This window comes from Nostoc sp. DSM 114161, assembly GCF_052692665.1.
This window is the reverse complement of record NZ_CP195141.1, coordinates 5289021-5312169: the sequence shown is the minus strand read 5'-3', so window position 1 is coordinate 5312169 and position 23149 is coordinate 5289021. Positions and strand designations below refer to the sequence as shown.

The 23149-nt window shown below is 40.9% G+C and carries 17 protein-coding genes and 2 pseudogenes; 11 read left to right on the top strand and 8 right to left on the bottom strand.

The window, feature by feature from the left end:
- The first annotated feature begins 76 nt into the window (after positions 1–76).
- Entirely contained in the window at positions 77–706 is a 630-nt protein-coding gene (locus NSTC745_RS22555) for a ribonuclease H-like domain-containing protein (protein ID WP_445632941.1), read from the top strand.
- Between the two features lie 572 nt (positions 707–1278).
- Here the strand turns inward: NSTC745_RS22555 and NSTC745_RS22550 are convergent.
- Positions 1279–1722 (bottom strand): annotated as a pseudogene (locus NSTC745_RS22550) (rhodanese-like domain-containing protein); the annotation flags it as partial.
- A 273-nt stretch (positions 1723–1995) separates the two neighbouring features.
- Positions 1996–4335 (bottom strand): NACHT domain-containing protein, encoded by a 2340-nt coding sequence (locus NSTC745_RS22545; RefSeq protein ID WP_445632940.1) that lies wholly within the window; start codon positions 4333–4335, stop codon positions 1996–1998.
- Positions 4336–5016: 681 nt separating this feature from the next.
- On the opposite strand from NSTC745_RS22545, the gene NSTC745_RS22540 reads away from it, so the two are divergent.
- Positions 5017–5736 (top strand): response regulator transcription factor, encoded by a 720-nt coding sequence (locus NSTC745_RS22540; protein WP_445632939.1) that lies wholly within the window; start codon positions 5017–5019, stop codon positions 5734–5736.
- Between the two features lie 148 nt (positions 5737–5884).
- On the opposite strand, the gene NSTC745_RS22535 is transcribed toward NSTC745_RS22540, so the two are convergent.
- Complete coding sequence (locus tag NSTC745_RS22535; protein ID WP_445632938.1) at positions 5885–6511, bottom strand: CPP1-like family protein; 627 nt, start codon at positions 6509–6511, stop codon at positions 5885–5887.
- Between the two features lie 700 nt (positions 6512–7211).
- Between NSTC745_RS22535 and NSTC745_RS22530 the strand changes: the two genes are divergently transcribed.
- A complete protein-coding gene (locus NSTC745_RS22530; protein WP_185566971.1) occupies positions 7212–7931 on the top strand; it encodes a response regulator transcription factor in 720 nt (239 codons plus the stop codon).
- A gap of 693 nt (positions 7932–8624) precedes the next feature.
- Here the strand turns inward: NSTC745_RS22530 and NSTC745_RS22525 are convergent.
- Positions 8625–8822 carry a DUF2811 domain-containing protein gene (locus NSTC745_RS22525; RefSeq protein WP_445632937.1) on the bottom strand — a complete coding sequence of 66 codons (198 nt, stop codon included), beginning with the start codon at positions 8820–8822 and terminating at the stop codon, positions 8625–8627.
- Between the two features lie 482 nt (positions 8823–9304).
- Here NSTC745_RS22525 and NSTC745_RS22520 point away from each other — a divergent pair, with 482 nt between their 5' ends.
- Together NSTC745_RS22520 and NSTC745_RS22515 are read left to right on the top strand one after the other, a co-directional pair.
- The gene (locus NSTC745_RS22520) at positions 9305–10567 is read left to right on the top strand and encodes an MDR family MFS transporter (RefSeq protein WP_445632936.1); all 1263 of its coding nucleotides are present in this window, start codon (positions 9305–9307) and stop codon (positions 10565–10567) included.
- 151 nt (positions 10568–10718) lie between these two features.
- Entirely contained in the window at positions 10719–11612 is an 894-nt protein-coding gene (locus tag NSTC745_RS22515) for a phosphotransferase family protein (protein WP_445632935.1), read from the top strand.
- Between the two features lie 18 nt (positions 11613–11630).
- Here the strand turns inward: NSTC745_RS22515 and hisIE are convergent, their stop codons facing one another.
- Both hisIE and NSTC745_RS22505 read right to left on the bottom strand, forming a co-directional pair.
- The gene (gene hisIE / locus NSTC745_RS22510; protein ID WP_445632934.1) at positions 11631–12281 is read right to left on the bottom strand and encodes a bifunctional phosphoribosyl-AMP cyclohydrolase/phosphoribosyl-ATP diphosphatase HisIE; all 651 of its coding nucleotides are present in this window, start codon (positions 12279–12281) and stop codon (positions 11631–11633) included.
- Positions 12282–12383: 102 nt separating this feature from the next.
- A pseudogene (locus NSTC745_RS22505) lies at positions 12384–12571 on the bottom strand (ChaB family protein).
- Between the two features lie 106 nt (positions 12572–12677).
- Between NSTC745_RS22505 and hemL the strand changes: the two are divergent.
- Complete coding sequence (hemL, locus tag NSTC745_RS22500) at positions 12678–13976, top strand: glutamate-1-semialdehyde 2,1-aminomutase (protein WP_445632933.1); 1299 nt, start codon at positions 12678–12680, stop codon at positions 13974–13976.
- A gap of 222 nt (positions 13977–14198) precedes the next feature.
- Here hemL and NSTC745_RS22495 read toward each other — a convergent pair whose 3' ends face one another.
- A complete protein-coding gene (locus tag NSTC745_RS22495) occupies positions 14199–15047 on the bottom strand; it encodes a fasciclin domain-containing protein (RefSeq protein WP_445632932.1) in 849 nt (282 codons plus the stop codon).
- Positions 15048–15802: 755 nt separating this feature from the next.
- Here NSTC745_RS22495 and NSTC745_RS22490 point away from each other — a divergent pair.
- The 4 genes from NSTC745_RS22490 (at position 15803) to NSTC745_RS22475 (ending at position 21267) form a co-directional block, all read left to right on the top strand.
- A complete protein-coding gene (locus tag NSTC745_RS22490; protein WP_445632931.1) occupies positions 15803–16597 on the top strand; it encodes a glutathione S-transferase N-terminal domain-containing protein in 795 nt (264 codons plus the stop codon).
- Between the two features lie 118 nt (positions 16598–16715).
- Positions 16716–18446, top strand: a complete 1731-nt coding sequence (locus NSTC745_RS22485; RefSeq protein ID WP_445638663.1) for a helicase HerA domain-containing protein — start codon at positions 16716–16718, stop codon at positions 18444–18446.
- 625 nt (positions 18447–19071) lie between these two features.
- Positions 19072–20055, top strand: coding sequence for an RNA polymerase sigma factor, RpoD/SigA family (locus tag NSTC745_RS22480; protein ID WP_190953687.1), 984 nt, complete (start codon positions 19072–19074; stop codon positions 20053–20055).
- 498 nt (positions 20056–20553) lie between these two features.
- A complete protein-coding gene (locus NSTC745_RS22475; RefSeq protein WP_445632930.1) occupies positions 20554–21267 on the top strand; it encodes a hypothetical protein in 714 nt (237 codons plus the stop codon).
- On the opposite strand, the gene cobO is transcribed toward NSTC745_RS22475, so the two are convergent.
- Positions 21264–21941 carry a cob(I)yrinic acid a,c-diamide adenosyltransferase gene (gene cobO, locus NSTC745_RS22470; protein ID WP_445632929.1) on the bottom strand — a complete coding sequence of 226 codons (678 nt, stop codon included), beginning with the start codon at positions 21939–21941 and terminating at the stop codon, positions 21264–21266. The genes NSTC745_RS22475 and cobO overlap by 4 nt on opposite strands.
- A 516-nt stretch (positions 21942–22457) precedes the next feature.
- Between cobO and NSTC745_RS22465 the strand changes: the two genes are divergently transcribed.
- Positions 22458–22994, top strand: a complete 537-nt coding sequence (locus tag NSTC745_RS22465; RefSeq protein WP_445632928.1) for a nucleotidyltransferase family protein — start codon at positions 22458–22460, stop codon at positions 22992–22994.
- Positions 22995–23149 lie beyond the last annotated feature (155 nt).

The following is a 23149-nucleotide window of genomic DNA, read 5'->3' as shown; positions in this document are numbered from 1 at the left end:
TATTTTTGCACAATAATAATGTAGTGTCTGACAAGACTTTTGTCTGCTGGGCACTGCTATTATTTTTGAACATTTCATGACATTACAAGATTTTCAGGTGAGCGATCGCGACCTTAGTGATGCAGCCGTTGGACAATATTTAGAATCAACAGCGATCGCAGTCGATACAGAAACGATGGGATTATTACCGCAGCGCGATCGTTTGTGTCTGGTTCAGTTGTGCAACCTAGAAGGAAAAGTCACTGCAATCCGCATCGCCAAAGGACAAACTGACGCCCCAAACTTAAAAAAACTTCTACAAGCGGCGAATGTTGTAAAAGTTTTTCACTTTGCTCGCTTTGACCTTGCTACTTTGCGAGCCTATCTAGGGATTGAAGTTCAGCCTGTTTTTTGCACCAAGATTGCTAGTAAGTTAGCGCGTACTTACACAAATCGCCACGGACTCAAAGATGTGGTGCAAGAGTTGGAACAAGTCGAACTCGACAAAAGCGCTCAAAGTTCTGATTGGGGTAACGCTGCTAATTTATCTGAAGCTCAATTGAGTTACGCCGCCAATGATGTGCGCTACTTACTAAGCGTACAAAAAAAACTTACAGAAATGCTCAAACGAGAAGAACGGTGGGAACTTGCTCGACAATGTTTTGAAGTTCTGCCAACAATAGTTTCTTTAGATTTATTGCAATTTAAAGATTTGTTTGAACATTAATTATAGGTAAGCTAAGTCGGTGGGAAAAAACACAACTGTGTTAAGAAAAATAATAAAGCTACAACCCTCCTGCCTCCTGCCTCGTGCCTCATCCAAACTACAAATATTTACACCGTTCTACTTAACAGGGAATGAGGAACAGGGAAGAGAAAAAACACCTTTATAATGTTCGATTAATGCAAATCCCACCCCTAAATAGGAATGGGATTTGACATTAACTTTTGACCGATGAAAGCCAGTTGCTTCAATTCTTTGAACCACCACAGGCGCACCATAAACTGTTAACCGTCAACAGCCAACTTCCAACCTACGCCTAATGATTCATTTTTCAGACCATTTTTTGCCTAAGATCCAACATTAGAATCATCTGGGCTAGAAGCTCTAGATTCATCAATTCCTTGTTTAACTTCACTAGCTTTTTCTTGAACGCCTTCTTTGAGGTTACTAGCGCCTTCCTTGAGGTTGCTAGCTCCTTCTTGAAGATTATCTTTGAGGTTGCTAGCTCCTTCTTGCAGATTATCCTTGAGGTTACTTACTCCCCTTTTAATACTATCAGCAGTACTTTCGCCTCCCTTGGGCTGATGTTCTGCATGACTTTGTAGCCTTGCTACGACATTGTATTCATCTGCACCTGGGGGAGTTTTTGATTCAATGATACCTTCGGTGGGGCCGCCGATCGCCTTCCATGCGCCAAGACCACCTTTGAGTTGAGAAACATGCTCAAACCCGCTAGAACGCAGTTGTTGTGCGGCTTGGGCAGTTTCTTCATCATTACCGCCGTAAACATAAATATCGCGGCTTGTTTCCAAAGAAGCTGTTGCACGATCTACCAACTCATCTATTGGCATGGCCATCGCTCCCATAATGTGACCTTCGTTAAAGGTTCTGCGATCGCGCACATCCAATATTGTAAAAGCTGGTTCGCCCCATTCCAAACGAGACTTCAATGTATGAACATCAGATTCTGCTTGTATTGGTGGCTGTGGGGGAATGATACCGCCTACTAGATTAGTCATAACTATTCCTTACTCACGATGTTAATAGCAATTTAACTAAGAAAATAAAATTAATTGCTCTTTCCCTAGTATGAATATCTTTAAGATCTCTCCTCAGATAGAGTAAGTAATTTCCAGAATTTATACCAATTAATAAATTGCAAATCTCGTCAATTAAGACTATGGAGAGGATCGTATTACTATCAATGAGAATTTATAATTCAGTATGAATTTTGTACTATTGTCGATTATTCTACTTGGTTATCAAAGTCTTATTTAATGGATTGTGAGTTCTCAATCGTGAGAATTATGTACATTTTCAATATCGGCGATCGCTAACAATAATGTATCCTCAATTTGCTGCCGCACTGTGGTAGTTACATCAGCAGCACTGTTGAGACAATCTACCAGCAATTTATTCACATCGTAATATTTTTGGAGTAATTCTTTTTGTTGCTTGTTGAACTCCCAGTCGTAACCAATATTACGATATTTAATCAGTAAATATCTTAATTGTTTACCCCAAACTTTTCCTTTGGTTTGCCACCACTCTCTGAATCTTTCTGGATTGCTGTCTATATGTGGCAGTTGTGTTTTTAGTTTTTGCAAGGCTTGTTTCAATTTAGAAGTAATAACAAGCTCAATAGCTTCGTTAAAAGCAATAGCAAAGGCATGAGCATAATCAAGGGCATCTTTGAGATTGCGCTCAAAGGCCAAGTCAACGTCGTTAAAGCAGGCAATAGTACTAAATAAAAACTCATCAACGGCAAGGTCAGAGTCAAAAGCTATGTTACCAACAAGGGCGTATTCAAGGTTATAACCAGAAGTATAGATCGAGGCGCGATGGCTATGGTAAAGGCTACGCTCAACACAAACTAGATAAAAAGCACGAACAGCAGCTGCTTTGTGGCGGGTAGAAACTGAACTAGATTTTTGATGCAACCAAGTTAGGAAATATTGTAATTTATCATCATTAGCCACTAGCAAATCAATTTTTTGCTTCATTAACTGTAAAATTTCGTCACTATTCGGCAACATATTAACAGTTAGTAAAAATACCTCTCGCCAGCGCTTTTCAGTCATGTGACTCACCAAATAGTCCCAGTTTTGGGCTTGGGATTCCACAATTTTTCTAGCATTAAAATACTTTTGAAATATCAAGTGAGAAAATGAGTAAATTTCCTGCGATCGTTCTATCAATAATCCATGTTCAACTTCAATTGCTTTTAAGACTGCTTCGCTATCTAGCTGCAATTTAACTTTTTGCAAATAATCAGCAATCAATCCTAGTATTTTTTCCTTTGGCAAAAAGTAATTTTCGGCATCAAAAGTGATAGCTGCAATTTGAGAAAGCAGCTTTTTCTTGATTGCCAAATTCAAATCATTAGCAATGCGATCGCGTTTAATACCTCTAACATCATCCCATCTACAAAAGAAAATATTTAATGCTTGCTCATATAACTTAGCCTGGTTTAATGGAAATTCATTTTTGCGTTGGAACACTAAACAAATCCAATGCAGCAGTAATGGAGTGAAGCTCAATTCTCGGATATGCTGATTTTCCGGTAGATTTAGTTGATTAATAAATAAATTTCCTTTGGCTTCTCCATCTTCTTTGTACTTCAAAGCAACAGCAACAAACCATTTTTTGGCAAAAACTTCTATTTGCTCTTGGTGAAAGTCTGCCACTTGAACTTCAGTAAATCCGTGAAACCTATATTTTTGAGCGGCAATTCGGCAGCTAATAATAAACCGATTTTTATAAAATATCTGAGTAAATCTACGAATTTCTATTGTAAGTTTTTCTATTTGTTCTATTGATACTTCATCTAATCCATCTAGTAAAATCAGCAGTTTACCATGAGTTAACAAAGTTTTAGTTAATTTTTCTTCAATATCACAACTGAGAAATTCTTGGGTAATATAGTCAAATAAATTAAATTTGCTATCACTTTTAGCATCTTCAGCAAATTCTTTTGCTTTAATAAAAACTGCTATATGGTTTGGCTGAACCTGACCTTTGCTACACTCAATAGCTAGATATTGTAAAAATATAGTTTTACCTGACCCTGGTTTCCCCAGTATCATTAATTTTGAATGTTGTAAGACAGCTTCTAATCCTGCTAATGTTATCTCTTGCTTATATGTTCTCAGTTGATTAAAATTTGGCTCAGATTTAAAGTCTTTCAACCAGTCATCAATTTCTCGCCATTGCAGGTTATTTATCTCCTGTAAAACATTTACACTCGTGTAAATGTCCATCAATTGCACTGTCTGGGCAATATCCAACATTTGTATAATGTTGCACTGATTTTGGATTTTTTCTTGGCGTTTTTGCCGCACTTCCCTGACTAATATATCGAGGTCAGCATCTTTGAATCGCCCTTTACTACTTTGCTCAAATGCCAAATCTTCCGGTAAACCAGCAACCTTTTGCCAAGATAACCCTAACTGTTGACAAATTTGCACAAAACAAGAGCGAGAAACTGACTCACCTGCAAAAAACTTGGAAACTGGTTGGCGTGTAATTCCTAAAGCTGCTGCTAATTTATGCTGGCTCCAAGTTTTGTCTGTTAAAGCTGTTTTTGCTGCCCTTATGCCTTCTGGTGATGCTTTGAGTCCTTGGCTTGTCATACTAATTCATAACCATAGCTCATTCATAAATGCAGTCGATTTTGAAATATTAATTAGTACATTTTTTCTATGTCGATCGATTGATTAAGCCTTGATGTCCATTGATTAGGAATTACTAATTATTCTGCTCATATCCTTAAACTCAAACTTGTAGTATAGTATATGCTTAAGAGGATAACTACATGCAAATGCACGTCAAATAAATTTTCTTAGGTCTTCTCCACCAGAGCATCTCCCTTGGCTAGAGTACAGTTAAGTAGTTAAAAATTAGAATCTACATTGATTTATGGCTTAGTTTGTAAAGCTTGATAGAAACTTAATGAATCAAGCAGTGTCGTTCCTTTACAGAGTTGTGGCCATCGCTATTTCTGTAGTGTTTCTTGGATGTATTTGTGGTGATGGAGACGATCGTTAATGGCACTTATTTTAGGTGTCTAAGGTTAAATATCACACCATAAAAATTCAAGAATATACTAAGGTCATACAATACTCATACAATTGATAAGCATGAAGATGGCTGAAGTTTCCAGCGACTTCATGGAAAATTAATTGTAAACAAGTACTACAGTAGCGATCGTAGTCAGCAAAGGTCAGCGTGGATATACTTTCAACACAAACACGTAAAGCAAAACTGGCGCAACAGCTAATTGCCCAATCAACAATAGGCAGCAAGGCAGCATTATGACTATGACCCCTGATACTACTCCGAAAATTCTCATCGTTGATGACGACTTCGGCGTCCGAAATCTCGTGTATCGTTTTTTAAGTCGGAAATATCAAATAGAATCGGCAGCAGATGGTAAGACTGCCTTATCCTTGTTTGAGCAATTCAATCCATCCTTAGTGATTTTAGATTGGAATTTACCAGATGTTAATGGCTATAGCCTCTGCCAGGAAATGCAAAGTCGTACTAATGTTTTAGTAATGATCTTAACTAGTAGAACTGACGAGGCTGATAAAATTAAAATCTTAGCCGCTGGCGCTGATGATTTCATGACTAAACCGTTTAGTCTTGCAGAAGTTGAAGTCAGAGTAGAAGCGCTTTTGAGGCGAATACGCTACATAAACCCTTCTCCAACACAACGCATAGTTTTCAAGCAGCTAGTAATTAACCCAGAAGGTAGGGAAGTCACACTTAACGATAAACCTCTGGCATTAACAGCCCTGGAATTTAATATTTTACATTTTTTAGCAAGCCATCCCGGTCAAGCTTGGAGTCGTCCACAGCTAATCCAAAAAATCTGGGGTTGTGACTACATAGGAGATGGCCGAGTAGTTGATGTACACATTGGTCAGCTTCGCAAGAAGATGGAAATCGATGCCAGTGTACCAGAGTATATTAAAACTGTACGCGGCTATGGTTACAAATTTGAAGTTCCTGACGACAATACTAATTCATAAAAATTAAGCATTAAGAGTATTATTAGCGGTAGCGGGGCGTTGAGACAGTGCTTAATTAGGAGTTTAAGAATTATTCTCCTTTCCCCCTTGTCTGTTCATCTCCCTCACTCCCCACTCGCTACTTTCTGTGTTTATTAAAAGGCTAGATTTAGCGTAGAAAGCTGCTAACCAACCATAGCAAGATAAAAGTCAGCACCGTAGAAAATTGATTCGACCCCAGATTTATAAATGATATTTGTGGTAGCAACCAGCTAGCAAGTAGGCCTCCGGCAATTAAGCCAATTATTAAACCGATTAGCACGAACAAAACTGCTCGGCCAAATTTGCCTTCTTTACGATTGAGAAAGTAAATACCGATACTTACACCAACCACCAATGCTAATTGTAAAACCTGGTCGCCTCCCTCTGGGTAAAACAAGCTAATAGCACTCAAACCAAGATACCAAGCTCCTGGTAAGAGGATATCAGCAGGGGTTGGCCGATCTAGTATTCGTTGCAGCCATGCGGGTGAATGCTCGCGAGGGGTTTGAGTTTCTTTCGGAGGCGATTGTACTCGCAACTCTGGAAACCGGATACGTTCTGGAACTTTGATTTTACCTTCCTGGCGCATCCGTAAGCGATCCATTAAAATCGCATCGTAAGCTGCTTCAATCACTTCTAGATGCTTGGCATCGCCACTATGCTGCTCGAATAGACGATTACGAGCATCCTGGATTTCATCGAAGGAAGCCTCTTCTGATACCCCAAGTTTTTCGTAGGGATTTTGATCGCTCATGGGAGTTTGTTACTTCAGCCTCAGTCAGCGGCAGTCTATTGTCCAAGAAAAAACAAATTTAGATTTTCTTTAAATCGAAACTAAAGGTCTCGACTTATATTTCTGCTCTACCAGGATAGTAGCACGAGTTAGTTTAATCGACTTTAAGATTTAGACTATAGTCACTTTAACATATCGCCATAACTCCGTGTATACCCTCATGTCGTTGCTCGGTTCTGGCTCTAATCTAGAATTTGAACTGATAGTACCTAAAACGCATAGTTTTCATGAAAAAATTAACTTTCCAGTTTCAGATCTGGCAACTTACTGTGCCCTAAGGGATTTTTTTTTAATTATACTGACGATCGCTTGTGGTGCAGAACCGCATCTCGATTTAAAATTGAAACGTTTTGAGTTACCACCTAACGGGATCGAAAAGTCTTGAGTTTCACAAATTGCTTTAGCTGAGGTTTGAGCGTCTGTTTGGTAAGCATAATATTGATAGTTACAAGATCTGCACTTTAAGCAGGGCTGCACTATAGCTTTCCCCAAGTTTGCCGTTCTCATCGCCTATAATCCTGATGACAGTATTAATTATTTGAATAATCAGGATGTTTGTGCCGTAGCTTGTGTAGATTCTTAGTAACTCCCAAAGTGGCAACTCTGTGTTTTTACGCAACCTTCTTGTTAATCTTACGAATTTTTGTGTAAAGTGATGGTCATGGCTCCCGCCAAGATTCTTGTTGTTGACGACGACCCTGCGGTTCGGAATTTAATCCAACGCTTCTTGATCAAGCAGAACTATCAGGTGGAGGCTGCCGAAGACGGAAAGACAGCCTTAACTCTATTTGAGCAATTTAACCCCGATTTGGTAATTCTAGATGTGAATTTACCAGATGTGATTGGGTTTAACCTCTGCCAAGAGATGCAAAGTCGTAATGGTGTTTTTGTTTTGATGCTGACTAGCCGTGCTGACGAAGCTGACAAAATTCGCGGCTTTTCTAAAGGTGCTGATGATTATCTCACCAAACCTTTTGGATTGGGCGAGCTAGAAGTCAGAGTAGGAGCGATTTTGAGGCGTCAGCGAGTTATAACTACTGCCGAACAAAAACGCTTGGTATTTGAAAAATTGATGATTGACCCAGTGCGACGGGAAGTGGCACTCAATAACCAACCAGTACCCTTAACTGCCCTGGAATTTGATTTATTGCATTTTTTAGCCAGCCATCCAGGTCGAGTTTGGCGGCGTGCAGAACTAATTCAAGAGGTGTGGGACTACGAATATGTCGGCGACCAGCGGGTTGTAGATGTACACATCGGTCAAATTCGCAAGAAGATTGAAATTGATGCTAGTCAGCCAGCATTAATTCAAACTGTACGCGGTGTAGGGTATAAGTTTGAATCTCCTGCTCACTCCCAACAGTTGGAAGCTAAGTCTTAAGTCTATAGTCTGGAGTTTTTTGACTCTTGACCGAAACAATTTTGGGTTTGAGATTTTGGATGAAATTTATTTTGGTTTTAGAGCCACCAGGAGGAACTGCCAAAAGTTTAATAAGTTTGAGCAAACTGGTGACCGTTTGTAGGGTAGTACAGCTAACTGTACTACCCTACACCTGTTGCATTGAAATGATAAGGAACAGGGAACAGGCAATAGGCAACAACCTTCAAGTCCCTTGATGTCAGGATTCTACAAGCAATTTATGTTTTAAACTAGGCCTCAACTCCTATGAGAAGTAACTAACGACCAAGCTGATAGTATGTTGTATTTTTGATTTTAAATTTTAAATTTTAGATTATCAAAGAGTTAGTGGGAATCGCTTGTGGCAATTCATTTGTGGCAAGAATTTTTCAAATTGGTATAACCTAGTCAAGTTTTCTTTTAATTCTAAATCTTGCGTTTTTCCTAAATATTTTTGGCAATAGGGAAAACTATTGGAATTTTTTTCGATCGCAATTTACTTTTGTTTTTGATTCTCATCTCCCCCCACATACACAACTGTTTTCAAAATCTATTAATGGGGCACGGTAACCCGTGCCCATGTAGGGCATGAACTAGAATAACGCCCTTCATAACCAGTACCTATGGGGTGTCTAGTAGATTAGCTGTTGTTGGTATTTTGTTTCGTATTGTTACTTAGGAATGATGAAATAAAGTTTCCAGATAGACTCTGGCGGCACGGCGATCGTTGTCTCCATTTTGGAGTAAAAACAATGATAGCGCCGCTGTCAATACTCTGTTTTCATCCCAATCAGGATGGGTTTCTAAGTAGTTCTTTAAAGATTCGTGAAGTGATTCAGGAATTTCTGTAAAAATGCTAACCGTTGCTTTCATGAGATTTTCCTCCTATGAGGTCAATCAAGAGGGATAAGTTGCTTGTGGTGAAGCAGCTTTAGGCTACGCCACACAATCTTTCGGCTGCCCGCTAATCTATGCCAACAACTCACGTAGTTTTACACAGTTGATGCCAACGGTTGAACGGACTACAAAAGCAAGCCGAATCATTGTGCGCTAAGAGGGGGTGGGTTTGTCAATGCTGCGAAATGTTAAAAAGGCTTGTATAAAAGATAAATCCGCACGAAGCAATCGGGCTTTTACCCCATTTTTCGTTACTTAACTTTACAAAAACTCAGTCCCCCAAGTTCTTGACCACTGGTAATTAACAATCCCCAGTAGATAGCCGGAAGCTGATTAGATCGTAGAACACCTGTGGAAAACTGCTAAAATCCCTGTGGAAACCCTGTGGAATTAGTGAGGAAAATTGCAGTCGATGATAAGAATTACAAAAATGTTATTAAACGATGACATTTAAGCTGATGAAATTAGCTTCGCAATTCCAGCTATCTTCATGGTTGCCTTCGATACATCCCCAGGTATGGAATTTGGCCGTTGGTAGATTTTTTTCGGAAGTTGGCACTGGATTTACTCTGTTTTACGCGCCCATCTTTTTTGTCAATGAAGTTGGTTTATCTGCGACCGCCGTTGGTGTAGCCTTGGCTGGTGGCTCGATTTCCGGCATTGCTGGGCGGGTTATAGGTGGTTCTTTAGCTGATTCCGGGAATTGGGGACGCCGCCGCACTTTGTTGCTGGCGATGGCGATTTTAGCAATTGCTTCTTTAGTTTTCGCTGCAACCAGTAATTTTACTATTCTGGTAATCGGTAGCTTGATTCACGGTTTAGGGATAGGTTTTTATTGGCCGGCTGTGGAAGCCGTTGTTGCTGACGCAAGCGTTATTGAGAATCGCCGCGAAACCTTTGCTATTAGCCGATTAGCAGATAATCTAGGGTTAGCGATCGGAATTACGCTAGCAGGGTTTTTGATAGGAATAATTGGGAGTTATCGCTGGCTATTTATTATTGATGCTATCTCTTTTTTAGTGTTTTTTGGCGTTATTTATTTAGGAATTACTGAAACCGAGAAGCAGGAAACCAACCATGAAAAAACAGAATATTTTGCTTCTTGGATGGCAGTATTGAAAGATAGCCGTTTCCTCTTCTACATCACAGCTAATATCTTCTTCACAATTTATATTTCGCAAATACACAGTATCCTCCCGCTTTACTTCAAAAACTTTGTCATCGAAAATACTGACAAAGGATTTGCTGAAGCTATCATTAGCAGAATATTTGCTTGGCATCTGATAGTGGCTATCATCTTTCAGCTACCTATTACCAGCGTCTTAAAACGTTTCTCTCATACACTGGCCCTTACTATTTCCGCCATTCTTTGGGCAATTGGTTTTGGGCTGATTTGGTTAAGCGGCACTGCTGCATCTGGTAATTTGGTTTGGGCAATATTGGCATTGGGAGTATTTGCTATTGCCATTGTTTCCTATACTCCATCTGCTGCCTCTTTAGTTACCGAGTTAGCGCCAGAAAATCAACGCGGCGTTTATTTCTCTATCAACGCTTTGTGCTGGGCTGTTGGCTCTTTTATTGGTCATCCTTTGGGTGGATGGGCATTAGATCAGCCACGAATAATTACCGATCGCTTTTGGTTAGGCTTTTCTTTGAGTGTGGCGATCGCTGTGGTAATTTTACAGTACCTGAACCGAATTTTGGCTGATTCATCAAAATAGTGTTATGCTTATACGTAGAAATTTTTTCAGGAGTTAAATCACAGTGGTACGTTAATACAACAAACAGGCAAATCATTATCAGTCGCTGCGATCGGGCTAAAAGTTCGATAAATATTGATTTTTGTTTGTTGTACTTATCTCAGGATTTACTGTGAATATTCCTTTCTCGTATCTCGAAAAAATTCGTGCTATCTATCCCAATATCTCTATTGACCATCTTGACTTTAATCAAGATGGGATGGTTAACGATGTGGTAATTGTTAATCATAAGATTGTGTGTCGCTTTGCCAAAGACGACTGGGGAAAACAAGTGCTTTCCCATGAAGCTAAGGTGTTGGAAGTCGTGCAAAAATATGTTGAACTGCGGGTTCCGTACTTTGAACACCTGGAAAAAGGCTTTGTGAGCTACAGATTTATTAAGGGTGAGCCGCTATCTCGTAACACCCTACTCAAGCTCAGTGAAACTTCACAAACGCGTATCATCTCCCAACTAGCAAGATTTCATCAACAATTGCACAGCATCCCAAATGAAGTTTTAGTGAATGCTGGGGTGTCTTCTTCTGGTGCAGAACGTTCCCGTGAAGATTGGTTGCAGTTGTATGAGCAAGTTCAAGAAACTCTTTTTCCTCACTTATGGCGTCATCAGCAAACTTGGATACATGAATTGTTTGCGCCAATCATTGCAGGTGAACTTGACCTCACCTACACACCACTACTGATTGACGGTGATAAGGCAGTGTATCACATTCTATTTGACCCTATATCAGAGAGCATCAGCGGCCTGATTGATTTTGGCACAGCTGGTTTGGGCGACCCAGCTTGCGATATTGCTGTGCAACTCGGTAATTACGGAGAAAGTATTGTGCGGCGTATGGAAAGCGACTATCCCATGTTGCTGAGTGTTATTGACCGAGCGCGTTTCTGGGTGGGAACACTTGAACTTCAGTGGGCTTTAGCTGGGATAAAATTTAACGATATCTCGTTATCGTTGGCGCATATTGGTTTGGCGAGAGAAGTTCAACCTGTAGGTACACGGGTAAGTTAATCTTCTTTCCTACACTGGCTATCGCCGACGTTCTTGGAGCTTGCGATATACAGATTTTAAATCGACTTGATGATGAGCTAGGGCCACCAAAGTATGATATAGCAAATCAGCGACTTCACCGGCGATCGCATCTGGTTCATCATCCTTAAAAGCCATTACCACCTCAGCACTTTCCTCACCGATTTTCTTTAAAATTTTATTGTCACCGCCTGCAAATAACTTGCAGGTATAAGAACTTTCAGTAGGATTATCGCGGCGATCGCAGATTACTTGAAATAATTGCGACAATGTATCTCCTGGTGGAGGAGCTATTTTTCCTTCTATTTGGTGAAAGCAACTCCGTTCTCCTGTATGGCAAGCAATATCTCCTACTTGCTCCACCCCAATGAGCAACGCATCACTATCACAGTCATAACGAATACTCTGCACTTTTTGGATGTGCCCAGAGGTCGCTCCCTTATGCCAGAACTCTTGGCGAGAACGACTCCAAAACCAGGTTTCTTGTGTTTCTAAAGTCTTTTGTAACGACTCCTGATTCATCCACGCCATCATCAGGACAGTACCATCCAAATAATCTTGGACAATTGTAGGCACTAGACCCCGTTCATCGTAGCGAATTTCCTCAAGAGGAATGGCGTAATTTAGCGAATGCGAATCGTTAGAATACATACTTTGCTAGTCTGCTCTAATGAGAATGATTCATGGATTCACGATACCATTCTAAATACCGCAGGTGGTATGTTTTTTAAATTCAGGTATCTTAATTTAGCTCTAGGCAATAGCATTTCGTTCCATAGCAGAGTGCATCTTCACAGCACTCAAAGCCACTTTATGAGCTTTAGAAGCCTCACCATACCAATGAATTGCCGAGTTAAAAGCTGCTCGATAAAGATCTTGGTATGCCTCAGATAATCGAGTCCTAAGATCGAAAGGCAGTCTTAATTAGACTTGTATAACATATTGTTATTTTCTTGGTTCCGCTAATTTTATACGATAGAAGTTCTAAGCAGCTTTTGACCCTATCCTAAGATAGAGCTTTTTATTGCCCACTGTTAGGAGAGAACCTTGGTAAATACCCCAATTAAAACAACAAAATCACAAGAAATCTTTGCCGCAGCTCAAAACCTGATGCCAGGAGGAGTCAGTTCTCCAGTTCGTGCTTTTAAATCTGTAGGCGGACAGCCTATAGTTTTCGATCGCGTTAAAGATGCGTATATTTGGGATGTAGATGGCAACCAATACATAGACTATGTAGGCACCTGGGGACCGGCTATTTGCGGTCATGCTCATCCGGAAGTCACCGCAGCGTTGCGTGAAGCCCTCGACAAAGGCACTAGTTTCGGTGCTCCTTCAGTACTCGAAAATGTGTTAGCAGAAATGGTCATCGATGCCGTTCCCAGCATCGAAATGGTCAGATTTGTTAACTCTGGAACTGAAGCCTGCATGGGAGTTTTGCGGGTGATGCGGGCTTTCACGAACCGAGACAAAATTATCAAGTTTGAAGGCTGCTACCACGGACACGCAGATACATTTTTAGTCAAGGCGGGTTCTGGTGTGGCTACACTTGGTTTGCCAGACTCGCCAGGTGTACCAAAATCGGCAACTAGCGGCACTCTCACGGCGCCTTACAACGACTTAGAAGCCGTCAAAGCTTTGTTTGAAGAAAATAAAGATGAAATTGCTGGTGTCATTTTAGAACCAGTAGTCGGCAATGCTGGGTTTATTGCGCCTGATGCTGGTTTCCTGGAAGGACTACGCGAACTTACTCAAGAGTATGGGGCGTTGTTGGTGTTTGACGAAGTGATGACGGGCTTCCGCATTGCTTACGGTGGCGCTCAAGAAAAGTTTGGCATTACTCCCGATTTAACTACTTTGGGCAAGGTTATTGGCGGTGGTTTGCCAGTAGGAGCTTATGGCGGTCGTCGGGATATTATGTCATTGGTTGCCCCAGCTGGCCCCGTATATCAAGCCGGCACTCTTTCAGGTAATCCCCTGGCGATGACTGCCGGTATTAAGACTTTGGAATTGCTACAAAAGCCTGGTGCTTACGAGTATCTTGACCGAATTACTAAAAAGCTAGCAGATGGTTTGTTACAAGTAGCAAAAGAAACAGGCCATGCGGTTTGCGGCGGTCAAATCAGTGCTATGTTCGGCTTATTCTTTACCTCTGGCCCAGTTCACAACTACGAAGATGCGAAAAAGTCTGATACAGCCAAATTCGGACGCTTCCATCGCGGTATGTTAGAGCGCGGTATTTACTTAGCACCTTCTCAATTTGAGGCTGGATTTACATCTTTGGCTCACACCGAGGAAGATATTGACCGGACTCTAGCAGCTGCACGGGATGTATTGTCTAATTTATAGACAGGAGTCAGAATTCACCAATCCAGAATTCAGAATAGTTTGTCCATAAGGATTATGAAGTTTTGGCGGAGCTTTCCTTGCTTCGCTCATGAGTTCTGAATTCTTCTTCATAAAAAGGCGTCGTCGCCCCAACTTTAAAAAGATGGGATGACAGACGCCTTTTTAAGTTGTTAACTGTTGACCGTTAGCTGTCAACAGTCATCGGTTAACAGTTAATAAAAACTACAAGTCAGGAGGCAAAATCACATTATCGATCGCGTGGATTACACCATTGCTAGCTGTGATGTCAGCCTGAGTGACTTTAGCATCATTGACAGTAACACCATTAGCAGAATCAACTTTAACGTTGATGACGCCACCTTCTAGGCTTTTAACTTCACCAGACTTCAAATCACTAGACAATACTTTTCCAGGCACCACATGGTAAGTTAAGAGCTTGAGTAGCACTTCTTTGTTCTCTGGCTTCAACAAATCTCGCACTGCGTCTGCTGGTAATTTAGCAAAGGCCGCATCTGTGGGCGCGAAAATGGTCAAGTTATCTTTGCCTTGCAAAGCTTGAGTCAATCCCGCTGCTTTCAAAGCTTTGGTTAAGGTTGTAAAAGAGGCGTTTGATTCGGCCAAGGCTAACAAATTTTTGCCTTGAGTTTCGCTTGTCCCGCCTGATGGTGGAGTTGTAGGTGTGGTAGATGGTGTTTCTGTTGGGGGTGTGGTGGGTTCGGTTTCAGGGGTAGAAGGTGGGGTGACTTCACCAGGTGTGGCCCTACCACCACGGTTGTAGGGAGGCTCATTGAAAATACTGGGTCTGGGATTTAGCGTTCCACCACCACTGCTCTGGGCTACTGGCTGGCGCTTGGTATTGCCTTTTTCTACTTCTGCAACAGCGTTACTAGAGGTGTACTGAGCGTTTGCTTGAAGGCGCTGACCTCGATTATAGGGCGCTTCGTTGAAAATACTGGGGTTAGGATTTAATACCTCTTTGGCATCAGATGGTAAAGTGATGAGAAGGCTGAAACTACTTAAGCCTGCTATGCCTGCCAGCGTGGTCAGCAATTTGCCGTAATTTGTCTTCATAAATTTTGTTTGTTTTTTTGTTCGCGCGTTACATAAAGATTTATAACATTTTGCTATGCACAAAATCTCACTTAAGAGGGAAGTAATCTTTTTCTTGGGAAATACTTCGTGCTAGTGAGGTTAAATATCCAACTTCGCTTACTAGCGATAATAAGTATTAAATATACTTAGTACATATTTAATGTAAATTTACCAGATTTGCTTCGCACTACAAATAGTTTAAAAGTTTCAGTTGCTGCGGTGTAAATTCTCTAAAAATATGAAAATCTCAAATTTACAAGCGATCGCTCGCGGTAACACCCCAAAACCTATCTACTAAAAAGCAAATTTCCATCGAATATTTTTTAGGTAGTTTACAGCCGATTAAAAAGTTAGAATCCATCAATCACAGCGGTGAAGAAATCAGATAAAATTTAATCCTTGATTGAGTAAATCTTAAGTTGAAGTTTGTGCGGACTTTACTATCGCGCACGACTATCTAAGAGCATACGTAGGATCTTTGAGCATGTTGTTCGTGACAAATCACATCATATATATACCTAACACACCCTAAATAAATTTTATTTTTAATTTATAAATGCATGACTTCTAAAATCTTTTTAACGAACCGCAAAGGACACAAAGAACGCCAAGTAAGAGAAGCAAAAAGATAGATAATCTTATGGCGAGAAGAGAATAATGCTAATAAAATTTACTTAAACTAAAGATACAATTGTAAAGTTAAGAAGTAAACCAGTAGTTATAAGGTATAAAATATGCTTGAATTATACCAATGGGAACTATCGCAATACTCAGAGAAAGTGCGGCTAATTTTAGATTTTAAAGGATTAGATTACCGCAAAATAGAGGTTACGCCTGGGATTGGACAAGTAGAACTGTTCCGACTGACTGGTCAAAGACAAGTTCCAGTATTAAAGGATGGTAATAGGTATATTGTAGATTCTACGGAGATTGCTAAGTATTTAGACTTAGAATATCCCGCTCGCCCATTAATACCACAAGATGCCAAAAAACGAGGCTTAACTTTATTAATAGAAGAATGGGCGGATGAGTCCATCGGCATCAAAGGTCGTAAAGCGTTGTTTGCCGCAGTCAGCCAAGATCAAAATTTCCGCAAATCTTTGTTACCCACTTCCACGCCAGATATATTTAAGAGTCTAGTTGAAGGAGTACCCGCTGACTTGCTGACCGCGTTCGGTATTGGCGTAGGTTATAGTCCAGAGGTAATACACTCAGCGATCGCATCCTTAAAACAAGACTTACAAGCCTTAACATTATTATTGGCAGATAGTCCTTATTTGACAGGAGATGAACCGACTTTAGCTGACCTGGCGGTGGCGGGTTTATCGATATTGCTGAAATTCCCTGATGGCCCCTATCTAGATTTACCAGCCTCTATCAGAGGAAAAGGACTGCCAATATTAGCCGAAAATCCGGATTATCAGGCATTTTTTAGTTGGCGCGATCGCCTTTACGCCCAATTTCGCAAACCTTTAATTACTACTACTCCACCATCGGCAAGTGCGCCAACTTCGATTCAAATTGATTAGGGAATGGTGATTGGGGACTGGGGACTGGGGCAGAGAAAAACTAATAACCAATGACTAGTGACTAATGACCAATGACTAATGACCAATGACTAATGACTAATGACCAATGACTAATGAGATGAATTCGGGACAGCCATTAGGTTCGGTTATTCAAGGTTCTCTGACTGAAGGGTTAGAAGTGCGATTGCATCCTGACGTTTCTGTGGAAGACATGCGGGTAGGTAAATTTCTCGTTGTCCAAGGGATGCGATCGCGTTTTTTTTGTATGCTGACAGATGTGGCACTAGGAGCTGCTAATGCCCGAATTATTGCTAATCCCCCTAGTTGGGAAGACACTTTTTTACGAGATGTTTTAGCGGGAAGCGGTACATACGGAACTATCAACCTCGCGCCGATGTTGATGTTTACGCCGGAATCTCCAGAATCTTTTTCCGCCACAAATGGTAAATCGGCAAATCCTTTCCTACCATCGGTGACGGGTTTGGCTTCATTTGTGCCGCAAACCAGCACGACGATGGAATTATTGCCTGTTAAAACTATCCCTAGCCACTTTAGTCAAGTTTACGAAGCCAGCGTTGACGATTTTCGTCGGGTGTTTGGTTGGGAAGATGACCCCCAAAGGCGCAATTTCTCCATCGGCAAACCTTTGGATATGGATGTGCCGGTTTGCATAGATTTGAATCGCTTTGTAGAACGCAGTAATGGGGTTTTTGGCAAATCTGGTACTGGTAAATCTTTTTTAACGCGTTTACTTTTAGCAGGGGTAATCCGTAAAAGTGCGGCGGTAAATTTGATTTTTGATATGCACTCCGAGTATGGCTGGGAAGCTGTTGCAGAAGGTAAAAATGTCAATACCGTTAAAGGCTTAAAGCAATTATTTCCCAATAAAGTCGAAGTTTATACCCTCGACCCGGAATCGACAAAGCGCCGGGGTGTACGCGATGCTCAAGAACTTTATCTGAGTTACGAGCAAATTGAAGTTGAAGATATTAAATTATGCGGTCGAGATTTGGGACTTTCTGACGCAGCCTTGGATAACGCCAATATTTTGTATAGCGAATTTGGCAAATCTTGGATTGTGCAGTTGCTAAATATGAGTAATGAAGAAATCGAGATGTTCTGCGATGAGAAGCGCGGACACAAAGGCTCGATTATGGCATTACAGCGCAAACTCTTGCGGATGGACAGTTTGAAGTACATGCGAGCCGTTTGCCCGCAAAATTATATTACTAAACTCGTCCAGTCACTGGAAGCTGGCAAGAATGTTGTGATAGAATTTGGTTCCCAGTCGAATATGCTCTCTTATATGTTGGTGACCAATATGATTACCAGACGTATCCACGAGCATTACGTTAAGAAGGCAGATAAATTTCTGCAAACCAAAAATCCGAGCGATCGCCCGACGCCATTGATGATTACCATTGAAGAAGCACACCGTTTCTTAGACCCGGCAGTGGTACAAAGCACTATCTTTGGAACTATTGCCAGGGAGTTGCGAAAATACTTTGTCACACTTTTGGTAGTCGATCAACGCCCGTCGGGGATAGATAATGAAGTTATGTCCCAAATTGGGACTCGCATTACCGCTCTGCTGAACGATGAAAAAGATATTGATGCGATTTTTACGGGTGTATCTGGTGGTGGTGGACTGCGATCGGTATTGGCAAAGTTAGACTCTAAGCAACAAGCCTTGATTTTGGGTCACGCCGTTCCGATGCCAGTAGTAGTGCGTACCCGTCCTTATGACGCAGCTTTCTACGAAGAAATAGGCGACCCAGCCTGGGAAGAAAAACCAGACGCAGAAGTATTTGCTGCTGCTGAACTAGCAAAGGCTGACTTGGGATTTTGATTTTAGTCATTAGTCAAAACCCTTCGGGTAGGGAAAAGGTTAAAGGGAAAAGGGGGGATCTTACCTTTGCCCCTTGCCCTTTGCCCTTTTCTCCTACTCACCAATCCCTAGTCACCAATCCCCAACGCTCAATTCGTAACATCCCTCCATTTCTAGAGCAAATCAAGTTCGGTTATCCCGCTAATTTTTAGCAACAGAAGAGGGGTTTTTGGCGTCACTATATATGTAGTAAGTAATTTCAAGGAAGTTGAAAATTTTTTTGGCAAAGCGCCAGTTTTAAATTATAATTACAAGCTTTATCTTAAGATACTTTACTATCTGCCTGATTTATCGTATTATAAAGCTAAGTAAAACTCATATCCACTTCGGATTTTTCAGTTACAGTCGGTAACTGGCTAAGAGAAGAATTCTCAAAAAATACCCAGCGTGCTTATAAAAGATTCAAAAATTTAGGGAAGGTAGGGGGGAACCTATCTGAGGGGCTTACCGTCTTAACAACGGCTTTATCAATCGATCTTATTGCTTTTGGTAGCTCCTAGTGTTCCGCGATCGATGTACTACCTTTCTCAATTAACTTTAGTAAGAAAAAATACATTGTGTTTACGGAGTAGAGGACAACGCACCAATGCCTACTGTCAATACCCAAACGGAAAACCTGAACACCAAATTCACGGCTGATATGGTGCGAACCTATCTGCGGGAAATTGGTCGCGTACCACTGCTAACCCGCGAACAAGAAATTGTTTATGGGAAGCAGGTACAACAAATGATGACGCTGATCGATGCCAAAGAAGCTTTGGCAAAGAAACTGCGTCGCGAACCAAGTTTACCAGAGTGGGCTGACCACGTTCGCCAATCAGAAACTGAGGTGAAACAAACAGTCGCACAAGGTAAGCGTGCTAAGCAAAAAATGATTGAAGCGAATTTGCGCTTGGTGGTTGCGATCGCTAAGAAATACCAAAAGCGTAACATGGAATTTCTGGATTTGATCCAGGAAGGAACGCTAGGATTAGAAAGGGGTGTAGAGAAATTCGACCCAACAAGGGGTTATAAGTTCTCAACCTACGCTTACTGGTGGATTCGCCAAGCGATTACGCGTGCGATCGCTCAACAAGGTCGTACTATTCGCTTACCGATTCACATTACCGAAAAACTCAACAAAATCAAAAAAGTGCAGCGCGAGTTGGCTCAAACCTTGGGGCGATCGCCTACTCCGGCTGAAATTGCCAAAGAACTGGAACTAGAACCAGCTCAAATCCGCGAGTACCTGAATATGGCGCGTCAACCAGTGTCTTTGGATGTGCGAGTCGGTGACAACCAAGATACAGAGTTACAGGAAATGCTCGAAGATGACGGCCCGTCACCAGAGTATTACACCAACCAAGAGTTCCTACGTCAAGACTTGAACAACTTGCTAGCAGAACTAACTCCCCAACAGCGCGAAGTTTTAGCCTTACGCTTTGGTTTAGAGGATGGTAACGAAATGTCATTGGCGAAAGTCGGTGAGAGATTGAATCTCAGCCGCGAACGCGTCCGCCAATTAGAGCATCAAGCTTTGGCTCATTTGCGTCGCCGTCGTTCCAATGTCAAAGAATACATTGCTAGCTAAAACTAAAGACGCGGACTCTCGCGTCTTTACACCACCTTGGTGAAGCGCCTCCTGAATTCAGGGGGCGATTTTTTTTGTAGTTACTGCCGATGAATCAGAAATCCTACACGATTTTTTCCCTATTCAAACACATGTAGAGACGTTGCAATTGCTAGTCTCTTCAAAATCTAACACCATTGCCATAGTTCTACGGAGATAGATTTGAGAAAAAAGATCGTTAATTTTTCTCTAGTGAAAAATGTAAAAGGTAAGCTACTAAAGTTAATTGAGAGTACTAAATTTGGAATTAACCTCACCCAATGGAATGAATCTGCTGGATGAATCATAAATGTCTGAGTAATGGTAATCTAGGATTGTTAAGCTAAATTAAATAAAAACTTTAGTTTTTGAGACTTTTGTTTTTCGGACAATAGAAATTAAGTCATTAGCGATCGAGACTTGATTATGGTTTAAGTAATTTCAAGCAAATTTAGTTAATTTTTTAACAGGAGAAGTAAGGTGCTTAACAACTTCCATCGGTTATTATCTCCCCGTCAGTGGGGAATTTCCCTTGCGGGCTTGGGCTTACTTCTCGCGTTCGGCTGTATAGCCAACCAGACTGATGTTATGTCAGTTAAAAATGCTCCATTCTCATCGGCTCGGATTCAAAAAAGCTCTGAAACTTCTCTTTTGTCAAGACTCAGACAAATTCGAGAACAGAGAATTCAACAGCAAATAGCTGCTGGCGATAGAAAAATTTTTGGGGATAACAGCCAAAAAACAGCATCTACAACTGCAGGGCTAGTTCCAGATGCTCAAGCTGGTACAAAAGGGGTAGGAGCTTTACCACAAACGAATTTTCTTACAAGAGATGGAATTTATCTTTACGGTCAATCCTCACAAGCAAATCAGCTTGGTCAAGCTTACATCATATTTCAGAAACAGCGGGACAGGGTGACAGGTGCTTTGTATATGCCCCAGTCAGAGTTTAATTGTTTCCGGGGCACACTCGACCAGTCAGGAGAGTTGGCGATGACGGTTAGTGCCCCATCCACTGAAGCAAGTGTTGATGACTCTAATCGGGTGGCTACAAGCAATAGATTGCCTCAGGTTAGTGAAGACGAGCTAAGCACCTATGCTTACTCGGTAGCTTTGCAAGACTTTCATCGGTTAAATTCTATCAGTACTGGCGATCGCCGCATCTTACAAACATGCAAATCATCTTTTAGTTAATACTCAATTCCTGGTTGCGCTTTCACACCTAGATCGCGAAAAGGATGCTTAACTAGGGTCATCTCTGTTACTAAATCAGCACGTTCGATTAAAGCAGCTGGCGCTCCTCGCCCTGTTAAAATAACGTGTTTGTTAGCTGGTTTTTGTGCCAAACCTGCTAAAACTTCTTCTATTTCTAAATAAGCCATTTTGAGAGCGATATTGATTTCATCTAGTAGCACAAGATGAAAGTCTGGATTGCGGATATATTCTAATGATTTTTGCCATGCGGCGCTAGCTTTATCAAGGTCGCGATCGCGGTCTTGAGTTTCCCAGGTAAAGCCTTCCCCCATTGCGTGAAATTCTATCTGGTCTTCCCAATGACTGAAAACCCTTTTTTCTGAAGGTTCCCAGCTACCTTTAATGAATTGGACGATCGCTACTTTATACCCGTGGCCGAGCGATCTTAACACCATCCCTAAAGCCGCAGTAGTTTTACCCTTACCGTTACCAGTATTTACAATAATTAACCCTTTTTCTGGTATGGCTTGTGCTATGCGCTTGTCCTGCACTTCTTTGCGCCGCTGCATCTTTTTGCGATACTGTTCCTCAGTTAGAGACGAGGACATGACTTCATCAATCAAACGCTCAATCTCTCGATCTTGGTTTAATTCTTGTGGCGTGTCGTTTTTCATTAATCTTGTGTACAAATAACTGTTAAAAGTGTTGAGAATGAACCAAAATTATCTTGATTCTCTGATTTTACCTAGATCCGACAATTGGATATGTAGAGTCAGATTGCACGCAAAAATATTAACTCTGTGCTAGATATTTCTACATATTCGGCAAACAGATATGTAAAAATATATGATATACAAATTAAAGTTATTTTTTGAGTTAAATATTACTATTTTTAATAATTTAATTTAGTTGATACAAATACTTCGCTGAACCTTGTGTTAGTGTAAGTAGTTCAGGATTGAGCGTGCTTTATAGCAGCGCAAATAAATTTTCCCAAAATAAAAATTTTCAATTCTAAATTCATAATTTATAGTTGTAGGTAACACTATTTTTTTATACTTTGGATACAGAAGTTATTTTCAGAATCATTAGCCGAGCAAACGTCGCAGTCGGACTATCAACACCGTAAGCTTAATGAAATGTTAATGATAATAGTTTCACATTCTGCTTAAAAATCTTAAAAATTTAATATGAATACTAACACTCGTTTACAGACGATTTTAACTGATACAGCTATTGATAGAGTATTACCTGCGATCGCTCAACTAAATTTACCTAACTGGTGGTTAGCCGGAGGTGCAGTCAGAAACACAGTTTGGCGTTCAATTTTTGGCGATGGTTGTGGTTTAGGTATTAAAGATTTTGATGTTGCATTTTTTGATATAGAAGGAAATCGTTCCCAGGAACTAGCAGCAAAGGCAAATCTAACAGAAAAATTTCCTGATGAGCAATTTGATGTCAAAAATCAAGCTAGTTTTGCTCGTTGGCGTCTTGGTGCAAGACCCTACACTAGTACAGAAGATGGTATTACAAATTGGTTGCATACTGCTACTGCCGTGGGAGTTCGACTAGACGCACAAGGCCAATGGGAATTTTTTACTCCCTACGGGTTAGATGACCTATTTGATGGCATTATTCGACCCACACCAGCACATACTCATAATATTGATGCCCACAATAAGGCCTCTGGGTTTTTACAAAAGTGTCCTTATCTGCGTTTAGCGTAAAAGTAGTATGAAGCCACATGTAGAGACGTTGCAATGCAACGTTTCTTAATTTCTTGTACGGAAGCACAATGTTAATAATTTTCTACGTGTTGGGAATAATTGAAATAGAACCCCTTGCGGGACAGAACGGGGGGTGAAATTTTATAAATTTCTAA

Excerpts from the sequence above, each read along its gene's own strand:
- NSTC745_RS22520 (WP_445632936.1), top strand. The coding sequence starts at position 9,305 with ATGAAATTAGCTTCGCAATTCCAGCTATCTTCATGGTTGCCTTCGATA.
- NSTC745_RS22525 (WP_445632937.1), bottom strand. The coding sequence starts at position 8,822 with ATGAAAGCAACGGTTAGCATTTTTACAGAAATTCCTGAATCACTTCAC.
- NSTC745_RS22485 (WP_445638663.1), top strand. The coding sequence starts at position 16,716 with ATGAATTCGGGACAGCCATTAGGTTCGGTTATTCAAGGTTCTCTGACT.
- NSTC745_RS22465 (WP_445632928.1), top strand. The coding sequence starts at position 22,458 with ATGAATACTAACACTCGTTTACAGACGATTTTAACTGATACAGCTATT.
- NSTC745_RS22535 (WP_445632938.1), bottom strand. The coding sequence starts at position 6,511 with ATGAGCGATCAAAATCCCTACGAAAAACTTGGGGTATCAGAAGAGGCT.
- hisIE (WP_445632934.1), bottom strand. The coding sequence starts at position 12,281 with ATGTATTCTAACGATTCGCATTCGCTAAATTACGCCATTCCTCTTGAG.
- NSTC745_RS22530 (WP_185566971.1), top strand. The coding sequence starts at position 7,212 with ATGGCTCCCGCCAAGATTCTTGTTGTTGACGACGACCCTGCGGTTCGG.
- cobO (WP_445632929.1), bottom strand. The coding sequence starts at position 21,941 with ATGAAAAACGACACGCCACAAGAATTAAACCAAGATCGAGAGATTGAG.
- NSTC745_RS22480 (WP_190953687.1), top strand. The coding sequence starts at position 19,072 with ATGCCTACTGTCAATACCCAAACGGAAAACCTGAACACCAAATTCACG.
- NSTC745_RS22545 (WP_445632940.1), bottom strand. The coding sequence starts at position 4,335 with ATGACAAGCCAAGGACTCAAAGCATCACCAGAAGGCATAAGGGCAGCA.
- NSTC745_RS22555 (WP_445632941.1), top strand. The coding sequence starts at position 77 with ATGACATTACAAGATTTTCAGGTGAGCGATCGCGACCTTAGTGATGCA.
- NSTC745_RS22490 (WP_445632931.1), top strand. The coding sequence starts at position 15,803 with ATGCTTGAATTATACCAATGGGAACTATCGCAATACTCAGAGAAAGTG.
- NSTC745_RS22540 (WP_445632939.1), top strand. The coding sequence starts at position 5,017 with ATGACTATGACCCCTGATACTACTCCGAAAATTCTCATCGTTGATGAC.
- NSTC745_RS22495 (WP_445632932.1), bottom strand. The coding sequence starts at position 15,047 with ATGAAGACAAATTACGGCAAATTGCTGACCACGCTGGCAGGCATAGCA.